The organism is Raoultibacter timonensis, assembly GCF_900240215.1.
GTDB lineage: Bacteria > Actinomycetota > Coriobacteriia > Coriobacteriales > Eggerthellaceae > Raoultibacter > Raoultibacter timonensis.
In genome coordinates, this window is record NZ_LT964679.1 from 254,480 (window position 1) to 268,180 (window position 13,701).

General features: G+C 58.4%; 12 protein-coding genes. 6 read left to right on the plus strand and 6 right to left on the minus strand.

What is annotated here, in order from left to right; all coding sequences use genetic code 11:
• The first annotated feature begins 24 nt into the window (after positions 1-24).
• The 5 genes from C1722_RS01045 (at position 25) to C1722_RS01065 (ending at position 5,858) form a co-directional block, all read left to right on the plus strand.
• Complete coding sequence (locus C1722_RS01045; RefSeq protein WP_102377616.1) at positions 25-2,391, plus strand: molybdopterin-containing oxidoreductase family protein; 2,367 nt, start codon at positions 25-27, stop codon at positions 2,389-2,391.
• A 2-nt stretch (positions 2,392-2,393) separates the two neighbouring features.
• Positions 2,394-2,888 (plus strand): 4Fe-4S dicluster domain-containing protein, encoded by a 495-nt coding sequence (locus C1722_RS01050; RefSeq protein WP_102377617.1) that lies wholly within the window; start codon positions 2,394-2,396, stop codon positions 2,886-2,888.
• A 30-nt stretch (positions 2,889-2,918) separates the two neighbouring features.
• A complete protein-coding gene (locus C1722_RS01055) occupies positions 2,919-3,353 on the plus strand; it encodes an FKBP-type peptidyl-prolyl cis-trans isomerase (RefSeq protein WP_102377618.1) in 435 nt (144 codons plus the stop codon).
• 281 nt (positions 3,354-3,634) lie between these two features.
• Positions 3,635-4,402 (plus strand): DUF169 domain-containing protein, encoded by a 768-nt coding sequence (locus C1722_RS01060; RefSeq protein ID WP_180994970.1) that lies wholly within the window; start codon positions 3,635-3,637, stop codon positions 4,400-4,402.
• A 157-nt stretch (positions 4,403-4,559) separates the two neighbouring features.
• The gene (locus C1722_RS01065; RefSeq protein WP_102377620.1) at positions 4,560-5,858 is read left to right on the plus strand and encodes a trigger factor; all 1,299 of its coding nucleotides are present in this window, start codon (positions 4,560-4,562) and stop codon (positions 5,856-5,858) included.
• Between the two features lie 165 nt (positions 5,859-6,023).
• Here C1722_RS01065 and C1722_RS01070 read toward each other — a convergent pair whose 3' ends face one another.
• The 6 genes from C1722_RS01070 to C1722_RS01090 form a co-directional block, all read right to left on the minus strand.
• The gene (locus C1722_RS01070; protein WP_102377621.1) at positions 6,024-7,265 is read right to left on the minus strand and encodes an aminotransferase class V-fold PLP-dependent enzyme; all 1,242 of its coding nucleotides are present in this window, start codon (positions 7,263-7,265) and stop codon (positions 6,024-6,026) included.
• A complete protein-coding gene (locus C1722_RS01075) occupies positions 7,262-7,714 on the minus strand; it encodes a SufE family protein (protein WP_180994971.1) in 453 nt (150 codons plus the stop codon). The genes C1722_RS01070 and C1722_RS01075 overlap by 4 nt, the downstream gene beginning before the upstream one ends.
• The gene (locus tag C1722_RS16790; RefSeq protein ID WP_180994972.1) at positions 7,711-8,172 is read right to left on the minus strand and encodes an acyl carrier protein; all 462 of its coding nucleotides are present in this window, start codon (positions 8,170-8,172) and stop codon (positions 7,711-7,713) included. The genes C1722_RS01075 and C1722_RS16790 overlap by 4 nt, the downstream gene beginning before the upstream one ends.
• 67 nt (positions 8,173-8,239) lie before the next feature.
• Complete coding sequence (locus C1722_RS01080; protein ID WP_102377623.1) at positions 8,240-9,784, minus strand: hypothetical protein; 1,545 nt, start codon at positions 9,782-9,784, stop codon at positions 8,240-8,242.
• Between the two features lie 127 nt (positions 9,785-9,911).
• A complete protein-coding gene (locus tag C1722_RS01085) occupies positions 9,912-11,474 on the minus strand; it encodes a hypothetical protein (RefSeq protein ID WP_102377624.1) in 1,563 nt (520 codons plus the stop codon).
• Between the two features lie 42 nt (positions 11,475-11,516).
• Positions 11,517-11,921 (minus strand): hypothetical protein, encoded by a 405-nt coding sequence (locus tag C1722_RS01090; protein ID WP_102377625.1) that lies wholly within the window; start codon positions 11,919-11,921, stop codon positions 11,517-11,519.
• 130 nt (positions 11,922-12,051) lie between these two features.
• On the opposite strand from C1722_RS01090, the gene C1722_RS01095 reads away from it, so the two are divergent.
• Entirely contained in the window at positions 12,052-13,683 is a 1,632-nt protein-coding gene (locus C1722_RS01095; protein WP_180994973.1) for a PucR family transcriptional regulator, read from the plus strand.
• Positions 13,684-13,701: the final 18 nt, after the last annotated feature.

Sequence of the window (13,701 nt, forward strand, 5' to 3'; positions counted from 1 at the left end):
ACGAGAACGAGGAAGGATGTGACCATGAGCGAAGACGAGTTCTATAAAAAAGCTGAAGTTGTCAAGCTCGACACGCTTTCGGATGTCAACGATATCGGGAAGCCGTGGCGCTACGAGGAAGACGGGCTGACCGTTACGCGCACGAGCCCCTGGTCTCCTCCGGGGTGCCACCCGGTGGGTTGTGGGCTGAAGCTGTACGTCAACGACGAAGGCCGTTTGGTCAAGGTTGAAGGCGACGAAAACAATCCCGTTACTCAGGGCCGGCTTTGCCCGCGATGCATCGCGCTGAAAGATTACATCTACAATCCCGCACGCTTGCTTCATCCGATGAAGCGCGATCCGAAGGATCGCGGCAATGCGGATGCGTGGGAGCAGGTTACTTGGGACGAGGCTTTCGACATCATCAAGAAGGAGTACGATCGCATTACGGCTGCATACGGGCGCGAGAGCATTGTAGTCTTTGCGGGAACGGGTCGTGAGGGCGGTACGTTTGCTCCGTATGGCACCATGTGCTTCGGAACACCGAATTTCTGCTATACGCAATCGGGCTACGCATGCTACACCCCACGTCTTGCCGCCATCGCCTACATCGCCGGCACGACGTATCCCGAGTGGGATTACGCCGGTGCGCTGCCGGGTCGCTGGGACGACGATCGCTATGAGCTTACCGAGTGCCTCGTCGTTTGGGGCAAGGCCCCTCTCGAGTCGAATCCCGATGGGTTTTTCGGGCATGCGGTTATCGATGCGATGCGACGGGGGACGCGTTTGATCGTCATCGACCCCCGTGTCAACTGGTTGGCGACCCGTGCCGATATCCATTTGCAGCTTCGTGCGGGTACCGATACTGCGATGGGCATGGCGTGGCTCAACATCATCATCAACGAAGATCTGTACGATCACGACTTCGTAGAATACTGGTGCTATGGTTTTGAGCAATTGGCCGAGCGGGTTCAGGAAATGCCGCCCGAGAAAGCTGCGGAGATATGCGATGTGCCGGTTGAAAAGATCTACGCTGCCGCACGAATGTACGCTCAGGCGAAGCCAGCGGCTATTCAGTGGGGTCTAGCGGCCGATCAGAAAACCGATGGCATGCAAAACGGGCAGGTGACCGTCGACCTCATGGCGATAACCGGCAACCTCGATGTTCCCGGTGGGCAAATTCTTCCCGGAACCGGCGCCGGTCACAACGAATCGGGATTCGGGTTCGAGAAAGGTGTGGGCGAGGATCTTCAAAAGAAAATGATCGGCCTCGACCAGTATCCTGCCTACTGCATGATTATCCTGAATGCGCATGCCGACCTTATGCTGCACGCGCTTGAGACTGGCGATCCCTATCCCATCAAAATGGGTTTCTATGCGGGTAACAACCTCATGAGCTGCACGTCGATGGAGCCGAAGCGATGGCATGACGCCATCGTCAAGTCGCTTGAATTCTGCATCGGTTTCGATACATTCATGAATCCGTCCATCGAGGCATCGTGCGACATCTTCCTTCCTCTTTCGACGGTGGCAGAGCGGGAAGGCACGGTCTTCACCCACTATGCGCCTTGTACCGTGACGGCTGGTTTCATGCACAAGGCGATCGAGGTCGGAGAAACCATGACCGATTTCGAGCTCTGCTACGAACTCGGACGACGGCTGCGCCCTGAGGTTTGGGAGGAATTCGATACGGCAAAAGAATTCATGGAAGCCCTCCGCCTGGGTCGTCGCGAACAAGGAAAGTACTTTGACGAGGTATCTAAAAACGTTGTCTGCCAGATTCCCGTCGATTATTACAAATACGAGCGGGGGGAGATGCGCCAGGACGGACAGCCCGGCTTCGCAACGCCGACCGGTCGCGTCGAGCTGTGGTCTACGGCGTTCAATCAGTTCGGCGATGACCCGCTGCCGTATTTCCTCGAGCCCGAGTTCGGCCCTGCGAATCCCGAGCTCATGAAAGAATATCCCTACATTCTCACTACCGGTGCACGCACCACGGCGTTCTTCCATTCCGAACATCGTCAGATCGCGTATCTGCGCGAACTCAACCCCGATCCGATCGTCGAGATCAACCCCAAAGTCGCCAAGGATCTAGGTATTACGGATGGGCAATGGGTACGTATGTGGAGCCCGTTCGGCGAATGCGTCGAGAAGGCGCGCATAACCGAAACGGTTGATGAAAAGACCATTCATGCGCAGCATGCATGGTGGTTCCCCGAGGAGGATGGTAGCGAGCCCAACCTCTACGGTAACTTCCGCTCGAATATCAACAATCTGCTTCCCAACGACCATTACGGTAAACTCGGTTTCGGCGCTCCGAACAAGTGCCTTGTGTGCAACATCGAGCCTGTTTCCGAAAGCTACGACACCGACATGGACTTGATCTGGGAAAAATTCGGAAAGCTGGTGTAGCTATGGCGACGTATGGACTATTGATCGATTACGAATACTGCACGAACTGCGGTTCATGCCAGGTTACGTGCAAGGAGGAGCATGCCTATCCGGTAGGGAAGACAGGTATCAAAGTGCTCTCCGATGGACCGTGGAAAATTGACGACGAGCATTGGAACTGGAATTATTTTCCGGTTCTGACTGACTTGTGCGATCTATGCGCCACTCGCACGGCGGGCGGACGTGAACCGATGTGCGTACATCATTGCCTTTCGAACATCATTACCTACGGACCTGTCGAAGAACTCGCCAAGAAGCTTGATGAGAAGCCGAAGCAATTCTTGATGGTGCCTCAATTCAACCCCATTGCAGCCAAAGGCGAATTCGTTCCGAGCGGCAAGCAGAAACACCGTGCAGCGCACATCGAGGTTCAGGGTACGGGCAAGGCGTCGTACGCCGTCCATCGCCATGATACCAAGGTGGGAGAGATAGACGAAACCGACGAACTGGGCGAGTAGGCATCGAGATTGTAATTGATTGGGGTAGACATGGACAATGGCAACAGGATCGGCAAGCTTGCCTCGATACGGTATAGAGGCGGGATCAAAGGAGAAGAGCCGGCTGACGACCGTTCAGTCGGCGAACCGCTCACCGTTCTGCTTGGCGATATGAGCTTACCTCGCGGCATAGAGGAGGCGGTATTGGACATGCAGGTTGGCGAGCAGCGTACGGTGGACATACCATGCGAAAAAGGCTATGGCGAATACCAGGACAAACTTGCAAACTGGTATCCGAAAACCATGGTCGAGGGGGGATACGGCCTTTCCGTGGACGATGTTATGTTTTGGACGAATCCAGACGATGGCAGGAGGATGCCCGTTTGGGTGACCGAGATGACACAAGATGCGGTAAAGCTGGATTTCAATCACCCCTTTGCGGGCAAGACGCTCACGTACTGGATCGAACTTGTCGATTTGAAATAGGCGACTGGCATGTGCTACCCCTGTACTCGGTGCGGCAGATGCGGCAAGTACGAGAAATCGAGTCCGTACTATACGCCGCCTGCAAAAATACCGTGCTTTGCATGCGGCGGCGAAGTTGATCCTTCGACAGGCGCGTGTTCGACGTGCGGATCAGCCGCCTTCGAAGCTGCCGGTGTCCGATCGGCAAAAGAAGACGATCCCCGGGAGAATAACGATCTCTAATATGCAGGGAGCCGAGGCTTGAAGCTTCGGCTCCCTGCGTTCGTATGAAAGGAAGCAGTATGGCCATCCGTCCCTTATCGCATGATTTTTCTCCGTTCGAGCAGTTGGGCTTCGATGATGAGCCCGTTGGCGTAAAGTTCGAGTATCTCTTGCCGAAGACGATTTTGCGCTTAAGCGAGCCGATGGCTATGTGCGAAATGGTGAGGGAAGCGCAGACGCGGGATACCTCCTTCTATATGGACGAGAGCAACGAGGACTGCATGGGGAGGGGCGCCATGGGGATGATGCCCGATGATCCCAGCTGGGCTGAGGCGGGGTTGATCGGAGAACGCATGGGCATCTTTAGCGATGCTGGCGCGAATATGAGATGCATGCGCCACTACACGTCATTCTCGAGGGGGGCGGTGCGCTATGTGGTGTTCGCCCGGCTGTCAGCGCTTGAATTCGAGCCCGATCTGCTTATTTTCAGCGGCCCGATGAGCCAATGCGAGGTGATTCTCAGGGCGATGGCGTATTCGACGGGGGAGATGTTCGAATCGAAGGCGACCCCGGTTTTCCAGTGCTCGTGGCTGTATTCGTACCCCCAACTAACGGGAAAGGTCAACTATCTTGTTATGGGTACGGGCCACGGAACGACGGCGCGCGAGACGTACGAACCCGGCTCGATACTCGTTTCCGTACCCTCGCCGTGGTTTCCGATCATCCTTGAAAACCTTGGTCGAATGGAACGCGTTCCCCATGCATGGGAGATTGGCAGAAAGGCCTGGCTTAAGGAAGAGGGGGCGATATACGAAAACCTTATTCACGATTCCGGGGCAAGGCATTGATCGCCCCTTCGGGAGACGATGGCCTATTTATCGAAATGAACTCGCGGATGGCCGTGTTCTGCGATACAATCCACAAGGAGCAATAGGGGATTGCGCTAGAAAGCGATATGGTTTTTGTGCAAGCCATGCGTGATACGTCGAATACGAGGAGCATTAGATGAAGGTTACCGAAAAGAAGCTAGACGACGGCAGGATTCAGCTCGAAGCCGTTGCGACGCCGGAAGAAGTCGAGCAGGCTCTGAACGCCGCCGAATACGGGTTCGCGCAGCAGATGAACCTCAGGCCCGTGCAGGGAAAGTCCATCGAACAGATCGTCGAGGACCAACTCGGCATCAAGGATCTCGCGTCGATCGTCGAGCCGCAGGCGACCGAGATGCTCGTGCCGTTCGCTATCGATAAGAAGAACATCATTCCGTCGTATCCCCCGAAGGCTACGGCGAAGAGCCCCTTGAAACGCGGCCAGAGCTTTACGTTCGGCCTGACGGTTTCGCCTCGCCCCGACTACGAGCTCAGCTCGTACGATCCCGTCTCGATCACGGTCGCTCCGTTTGAGATCGATCCCGCGGAGGTGGAGAACGAGATCGCCCGCATGGCCGATCAGTTCGCCGAATTCGTGACCGACGATCCTCATCCGGTTCAATCGGGCGACCATTGCATGCTCGCCATCGAGGCGACGAAAGACGGCGAGGTCATGCAGGGCCTCACAACCGATGGGCGCACCTACACCGCCGGCGCTGGCCTCATGCCCGACGGGTTCGATGAGAACGTCATCGGCATGGACGTGGGAGAGACCAAGTCGTTCACGTTCACGGGCCCCGGTCTCGATGACAAGGGAAACCAGATCGACGAGACCATCGAGTGCACCGTTACGGTCAAGGAGATCCAGAAGCGCGTCATCCCCGCCATCACCGACGAGTGGGTCAAGAAGAACATGCCGCTCTACCGCGATGCTGCCGCACTGCGCGGAAGCATCAAGGAGCGCATCGAGAAGGGACGCATGAACGAGTACGAGAACTATAAGCGTCAAGTGGCCGCTTCCGAGCTGGCGAAGCGCTTCACGGGTCGTATTGCCGACGAGGTGTACGAGGCCATGCAGCAGACGATGCTCATGAACATGCGCGGCGAGCTGCAGCAGCAAGGGATGACGTTCGAGCAGTTCGTCGAGCAAAACGGCGGCGAACAGCAGTTCAACATGATGCTCATGATGCAGATCCGCGAGACGCTCGTCCAGGGCTACGCCCTCGATGCGCTATTCCGCCACGAGGGGCTTGTCGTAACCGACGAGGACCTCGAGGATGCCTGCAGGCTCATGAACCCGCAGAATCCCCAGATGGCCCGCCAGCAGATGGAGTCGTCGGGACGCGGATTCGCCCTGCGCGAGATCGCCGAGCGCATGAAGGCGAACAAGTGGCTGCTCGAGCACGCGGAGGTAACCGTCGCCGAGCCGCAGAAGTAAAAGCGCTTTTCTGCTACGAATCGAACGAGCCCGACGAATGACCGTCGGGCTCGTTTTCGTTTTACCGATGAGTATGCAGGCGGCGGCTGTTCTGGCCGTTTCGATCACGCATGTTCGGATGCTGGGCATCTGCGCGGGATCGCGCCTTCGGCGCGCCGCAGCGCTTCAGCGGGCGGCTCTGAGCAGCGCGACGGTTCGTCCGAGCAGCTCGACGCACGAATCTATTTCGACGTGCGTGTTGTAGAAGGCGGGGGAGAGCCTTGTGACGTTCTGCACGCCGTACACCTCGTGGAGCAGCGGCTGGGCGCACTGGTTGCCCGAGCGCAGCGCCACGCCCTGCTTGTCCATGAACGTGGCCAGATCGAAGGGGTGCACGTCGTCGACCGTGAAAGAGAGGCACCCCGCGCGCCGCGCGGGATCGCCGAGAACGTGCAGGCCGTCGATCGATCCGAGCGCCCGTTCCGCATACGCCGTCAGCTCGTGCTCGTAAGAGGCGATCTTGTCGCGGCCCGCCGATTCGATATAGCCGATCGCGGCCGCAAGCGCGATCGCCCCCGGGTAGTTGGGGGTTCCCGCCTCGAAGCGCAGCGGCGGCTTCTCGAATGTCGTCTCCGCGAAGCTCACCTTGTCGACCATCTCGCCGCCGAACCGGACGGGGGAGAGCTCTGCAAGCAGCTCGCGTTTGCCGTACAGCACGCCGATGCCCGCGGGCCCGAGCATCTTGTGCCCGGAAAAGCACAGAAAGTCGCAGTCCGCGTCCTGCACGTCGACGATCTCGTGCCGTACGCTCTGGGCCGCATCGACGAGCACGCAGGTGCCGCGTTCGTGGGCCATCGCGGCGATCTCCCTAACGGGGTTCACAGAGCCGAGAACGTTCGATACGTGGGCGACAGCGACGAGGCTCACCTTCTGGCTCCGCAGTACCGTTTCGAGCGCTTCGAGGTCGATGTCGCCTTGCGGCGTAAGCGGAATCACCTCGAAGCGCGCACCGGTTCGCTTGCAGAGCTGTTGCCAGGGAACGAGGTTCGCGTGGTGCTCGAGGGCGGTTACGGCGATGGTCGAGCCAGGCCCCACCCGCTCCTCCCAGGCGCGTGCCGCCATGTTGATGGCATCGGTGGTACCGCCGGTGAATACGATCTCGTCGCTTTCGGCTGCGTTGACAAAGCGCTGCACGGTTCGGCGCGCGTGCTCGAAGGCCGCGGTCGAGCGTTCGCTCAGGGTGTGGATGCCCCGGTGCACGTTGGCGTTGTCGGTTCGGTAATGCGCCGCGAGCGCATCGAGTACCGCATCGGGCATCTGCGTGGTCGCGCCGTTGTCGAGGTAGATGAGCGGGCGGTCGCCGATGCGCTGCTCCAGAATGGGGAAATCCCCGCGGATGGCGTCTATCCTGTCTGCGAAATCGTTCATTGTCGATCGTCTCCCTGCGAATCCGCAATGGTTTTGCTGAGGGTTCTTATGGTAGCGCAAATCGATGCGAAGCCGGCAATGCGCTCGTCGGAAAATGCCGATTTGAGATCGGTCTCTTCGAGGAAGGATAGGGGAGTCGATGCGACTTCGGCCGGCATGCGGCCATCGAGCAGACGCACGATAAGAAAGAGCACACCGCGGACGATGAGCGTATCGCTATCTCCCCGAACGCTCATCGTGCCATCGTCGTTTGCGGTGACTGCGAGCCAGACCTGCGATTGACATCCGTCGACGAGCACGCAGGATTCCTTCTCGCTGTCGTTCATGGCGGGCAGCCTGGCGGAAAGCTCAAGAAGGTACGTGTATTGGGCGAACGCATCGCCGAGCTCTTCGAACTCTTCGACGATCGCCCGTTGCTCCTCGTCGATCGTCAATGCGGGTTCGCTCATTGCCGATGCTCCGGGCCGCCGGACTTCAAAGCGAGTTGCGAGCGGACGGCATGGCAGAGATCTGCGACCGTTACGATGTTTGCCGTCGTGTCGGCATCGATGTCGATGCCGAGCGCTTTGTTGAGCGCGATGACGAGCAGTATCTTCTTGGTCATCGAGGAGGACGTTCCCTCGCATTTTGAATCGAGTTCGTTTTTGCGGACGTCTTCAACCGAAATGCCGAGTCCCCGCGCGACACTCATCTCGCCGAGGCGGTTGAGGTACGCGGTCTGCCGCATATCGGACGGCTCCAAGAGATAACGTATCCTCAGGTATTCACCGACGATTTCGCATGCCGTCGTTTCGTCGGCATGCTCGAGCGGATGAGCGGAGATGAGGGCATCGGCCCGAGCCGCTGCATCCCTCATCCGCTCCTTGAGCGCATGGTCGGGGTTTCGCGCGCTGACGTTGTATTCCATACCGTCCTCCGTTCAGATGGTTGCGGGCGGATCCGAAGCAGGTTTCGGATCCGCCCGATTCGGGAAGCTAATCGAACACGAGAACTTCGACGCCCATCATCGCGCCGAGCTCGACGAGCTGATCGGCGTAATCGCCGTATACAAGCGGCATATGGCAGCCGAACTCGAGCTGAGCGTGGAACAGGCCGTCGCGATCCTGAACCTTGAAGTAGATCCCCTCGGGGCACCCGTAGCGATCGTAGCCGGTGCCGCCTACGATTTCGCCCTTGATCACGAGCATCTTGGTTCCTGCGGGGTTGAAGCGCATGAGCGTGACGACTTTGCCTTCGTCTTCGGCAAATTTGTAGCGCAGCGTTGCCCCGAAGCGCTCGTTTGCGGCAAAGGGCCCGATTGCATAGGGCGCGGGATCGGCGTCGTAGCCTTCCATGTAGCGGTTCGGCACGGCATGCCAGGTGCAGTAGAGCTGGTTGGGATACTTCTGGATGCAGGGCTGGTCGCTGAACCAGTTCTTCGACACGATTTCGCCGTCTTCGAGCACGACGGGCGTCGTGTTGGACTGGTACGGCGCCTTGTGCGACAGGCAGCTGAGGATGGTGATGGCGTGCAGGGCGTTCATGTCGCCTTCGCAGGCCGACGCGATGCCGCACTCGTTGTTGAGGGAATGCCCGAGGCAGTAAGTGACCTGCTCCTCGTTAATGCGCGTCGTCGCACAGCATTCCTTGCACTGCGCGGTGAAGGCGTTGCACTGGAAGTGCTCCATGAGCTTGCGGGTAAGCACGTTGAAGCGGACGCTCTTGAGGATCTTGTCGCGGTCCATCCAGCACTCTTCGGCTTCGGCCATCAGCTCGTCGGTAACGCGGGCCGCTTCCGCCTCTTCCTCCTCGGTCAGATTGCATACGGTCCGCAACGGCAGCGTGTAGTTGCCGGTGCCGTCGCCGGGATGCAGCTGATCCATCATCTCGTGCATGTTGATCGACATGGCCTGTACGCCGAAGTCGGCTTCGACCTCGAAATCGTCGGTCAGGAACAAGGGGCCTTCATGGCGCACCATCTTGAGCACGCGGGTTTTCTTGAGCGCTTTCATGGTCTTGAAGCAGTGGGCTTTACGCACGACTTCGTTCCAGTCGATGCAGCCGTAAGCGTGGGGGTAGTTGCGGTTTTTGAGTTCGGATAGCTCCGAAAGCGTGATCGCGCCCGAATTCGTGAGGATCATGATGGGCTTCTGATAGCGGCCGGCGATCTCGCGTACCAGACGGGGCATGGGGTTGCCGTACAGGAAGAACACGTCCACGTCGCCGAGGACGGCGTCGATCTTCTTGAAGTGGGTTTCGTCGAAATAGAACTCGTCCGAGCAGGCGATGCACATCGGCTCGAGCGTATTGACGTCGGGGTCGTCGCCGAAGGTCTTCTCGAGTCGTTCGTCGAACGCCTTGAAGCCGATGGCGGTGGCCTTCGTATCGAACTCCTTGGTGAGCTCGTCTTTGTCGCCGAATCGGCAGGGGCCCTCGTAGGCCACCTCGTGGATCAACGAGCCGAAAATAGGAAGGATATTCACCTTCACGTCGATCGGTTTCTCGATGGTTTCCAACGCCTTGGTTACTGCTTTGACCATACTAGTCTCCTTCTCGTCTAGCCACCGGCTTGTGCCGAGTGGATGGGGCCTTGTTTGCGCAACTCGCCACGGGCATGCGGGCTGCGGCGAGTTGCGTCATGCTTGTGTGAAACCCGAAGCCGTTGGCTTATTCGCACGTGAGCACTTCGAGTCCGAGCATCTTTGCGAGATCGACCGCGTTGTCGTACACGTCGCCGTACACGAGCGGAATGTGGTTGCCGACCTGCAGGGAGCATTCGTAGAATTTCTTCGAATCGGCTACCTCGAAGAACACGCCTTCGGTGCAGTTCTCGTCTTTGTATCCGATGCCGGCGACGATGGTGCCGCGGGCGATGAACAGCTTCTCGCACAGCGGATCGAAGCGGCACATGGTGACGGTTTTTCCGATGTCGCGGTTAAAGTCGTAGCGGATGGTGGCTCCCCAGCGTCCGCCCATAGCGAACGGCCTGATCGCATACGGTGCCTTTTCGGCGTCGAATCCTTCGAGCAGACGGTTCGGGGTAGCGTGAAACGTGTAGGCGATGTTGTTCGCCTGAGCCATCGCGTCTGCCGCATCGGCGTAGGAATCCTTGTTGCGCATAAGCAGGGGAGACACTTCGAGCTCGGGGTCGTTCATCACCTTGCCGATGGAGGTGTTGCCCATATAGGGCGCACTGAACGAGAGGTTCGACAGAAGAACCATCGAGACGAGCGCCGAAAGGTCGTACTCGCATGCCGAGCACACCCCGTTCTCGTTGTTGAGCGAATGGTTGAGGCAGAGCGTGAAGCGGCCTTCGTTCAGGCGCCTCGTTGCGCACATGTCGGGGCAGGGAGCTGCGAACGCATTGCACCCAAGCTTGTTCAGAAGCTTGTTTACGAGGTAATGGGCCTTGACCGAGGGGAAGATGTCCTCGCGCTTCATGTCGCATTCGGCGGCTCCTGCAGCGAGGGCGTCGACAATGGCGTGTATCTCCGCCTCGTCCTTGTCGTTGATGTTGTCGCACGATCTACCGGGCAGCGTCGGGTTCGTAGTCGGATCGACGTTGTTGGTCTGATCCATGAACTCGTGGAGGTTGTAGTAGCGGAACTGCACGCCGAGCCGTTCGGTAACTTCGTCGTGATGGTAGAACGAATCGAGTGCGGAGAGCGAATTGTTCGAATTGTTCCGGGGAACGCAGAGCACCCTCGTGTTGGCAATTGCCTTGCGTGCACGCAGCACCTTCATGCCTTCGATTGCGTCTTCCCAGCTTGGCCAACCGTAAGCTTCGCATCCGCGCGGCCGCAGCGAAGCGACCATGCCCGAGTCGTTGCAGCATTGCAGGACCGAGGCGAGCGGTTTTTTGTATTTCTGGGCGAACGCGAGCGCGAAATCGATTCCGAAGGGATGGAATTTGATCAGGTACAGGTCGGCTATGTCGGCGTTTTTGCCCATTTCGTCGAGCAGTTCGTCGGTGACGGGAAACGTTTCGTCGCGCTTGATGACGAGGGGCTCGAGGATGTTGACGAAACCGACGTCGCCGAGTTTCTCGTTCACCTCATCGACGAAGCTCTTGTGGATCATGGCGATGCGCATGAGGTCGTACTCTTTGGTGAGCTGCTCGCCCTCGCCAAATCGGCAGGGGCCTTCGAACACGTACTCGTGGTAGATCGAAATCGTCACCGGCTGTACGTTGAGCACGATGTCCTTACCTTTTGTGAAGCTGTGTTCCATCGGCGTTGCTCCTGTTCTCGTCTGCGGGGCGCATATCCCGCGCTATCGGTGCGCTTTCAGCAGCGCCGCTCTGAGCAACGCTGCCAGTTCCCGTACGGTTTCTGCGCAAGCCGCTTCGTCGGGATCGAGGTCGATGCCGAGTCCTTTGCGCAGGGAGATGATGAGGAGAAGATGCTTGGTGGTTGCCGACGAGGAACCGGCGCAATTGACGCCGAGATCGCTCAGCTTTGCCGGATCGCCGGCCTGGTCGAGCGTTTTTCTGATGCTGTATCGGGTGAGGGCGGCTATGTCGTCATTCCAGTACGGATCGTCTTCGAGGAGGTAGCGCAGCCGTATGTAGCGTTGCAACCTGAGGTAGAAGCGTTCGGGATCCGCTTGCGTGCGGAGCTGATCGAGCTCTTCGCGTGCAAGCGCCTCGTTCCTCTTTACATGGGATTTGATGTCCACGATGCCCCCAAGCTATCGTCGATCTTTCTCGTCGCCGTCATTGTATGGAGCTTGCTAAGGGAATAGAATGGTATAAATGCCGAAAATGATGGCGTTATATGTCAAAATAACTGAGGGTTATGAGGTAACAATGTCGGTTACGATGCATATGCTGCTCGAGCATTGGGGAAATCGGGTTGTGAGCGCGCCCCGCATTGCGGATGCCCGTTTTTCCCAGGTTGCCCTTATCACGACCGATGCGGGCGGCCTTGCATCGGAGGACGGCTGGGAAAGCGCCGTAGAGGCGGAAACGATCTACTGCGGATACGAGCGCCAGGCAGCCGATTTTCTGGTGGCTCACCCCGAGGCGTTTGCGCTCGGCATCGGGGACGGATCGACGCTCGCCTCCATCTCTCCGAGTTGCGTTACCAGGTTCGTCATCGTGAAGGACGACCGGCCTTTTTCGGCTGTTTTCGAGGACGCGCGTCGCTTTCTTCTGAAATACGAGCGATGGACCGAACGCATGAGGGCTGTTTTGTTCGAACGCGGAGACTATCAGAGCATCCTCGATTGCGGTGCCGATGTCTTCGAGGACTTCATAACCATTACCGATTCGTCGTTTCGTCTGCTTGCCTACACGAAAGACGTGCCGATCGACGATCCGGTCGTGCTGCGTCTTATCGACGAGGGGTACCACGCGAAGGAGACGGTCGACAAGTTCAAAAGGTATGGAGCCGTTAAGCGCTGGCAGACGCAGGTCGGCATCGTGCGCGTCGAGCAGACGCGCATCGTCGAAAACCCTACGCTGAGCTACGTTTTCCGCATGCACGGAAGCTACTTCGTGCACGTAGTGCTGCAATGCACGAAAAATCCGATCAGCGATGCGCTCGTCGATACGTTTCAGATGCTGATCGACTATCTCGAACTGTACGTGCGCCACGATTGGACCGCTCGCCACCAGTTCGACAAAGATTACGCGGCTTTGCTCTCCGATCTGGTGATGCGGAGACCGCAGAACCGCGATCTATTGGGTAAGCGTCTCGAGCGGGCGCGGATACCCTACGAAGGCGAGTATCGGCTGTGCGTGATGGAGGTCGATCCCGAGGACGACGATGGGCAGCGCGTGCTCGGGTACTACGCCTGGAGGCTCCTTGAGATGGTTCCGCTCGGTAAGGCGAGCATATTCCAGGGACGGCTTCTGCTGCTTGTCGAGGGACGTGCAGTCCGGGGGGATGCGTACGGCGAGGCGCCCGATCCGGGAGACGGGCTCGCGTCGTTCCAGGAAGCGTACGGGGGAGTGTTCGGCGTTTCGGATCCGTTCCATTGCATCGTCGACATCTCCTTCGCGTATCGTCAGGCGCGCTTGGCTATCGAATACGGCCAGCAAGATGCCAAGACGCTGGGCGACTTTTTCTCCATCGAGCCTCCCGAGGTGCCGGTGTATCGGTTCAGGACCTATTTTTCAACCTACGTGTACGAGCACGGGAACCAAGACCCGTCGTTCATCGCGTACTGCGTGCGAAAGAGCGTCGTCGCCGACATCGTCCGTTTTGATTGCGAGCACGGCACCGACGATGCGAGGATCCTCTATACCTATCTGATGTGCGAAAGACGGGCCAACGAAGCGGCACAGCGGCTCCATATGCATCGCAACACGCTCGTCTATCGGATCGATAGACTGCAAGAACGCTTCGCCGTCGATCTTTCATCGGAAGGGGAGCGGGAGGAGATCATGCTGGCGTTTCGCTTGCTGCCGGCCGGTTTGGCGATGAAAGGCGAATAGGCGCCGAGCGGCCTTGCC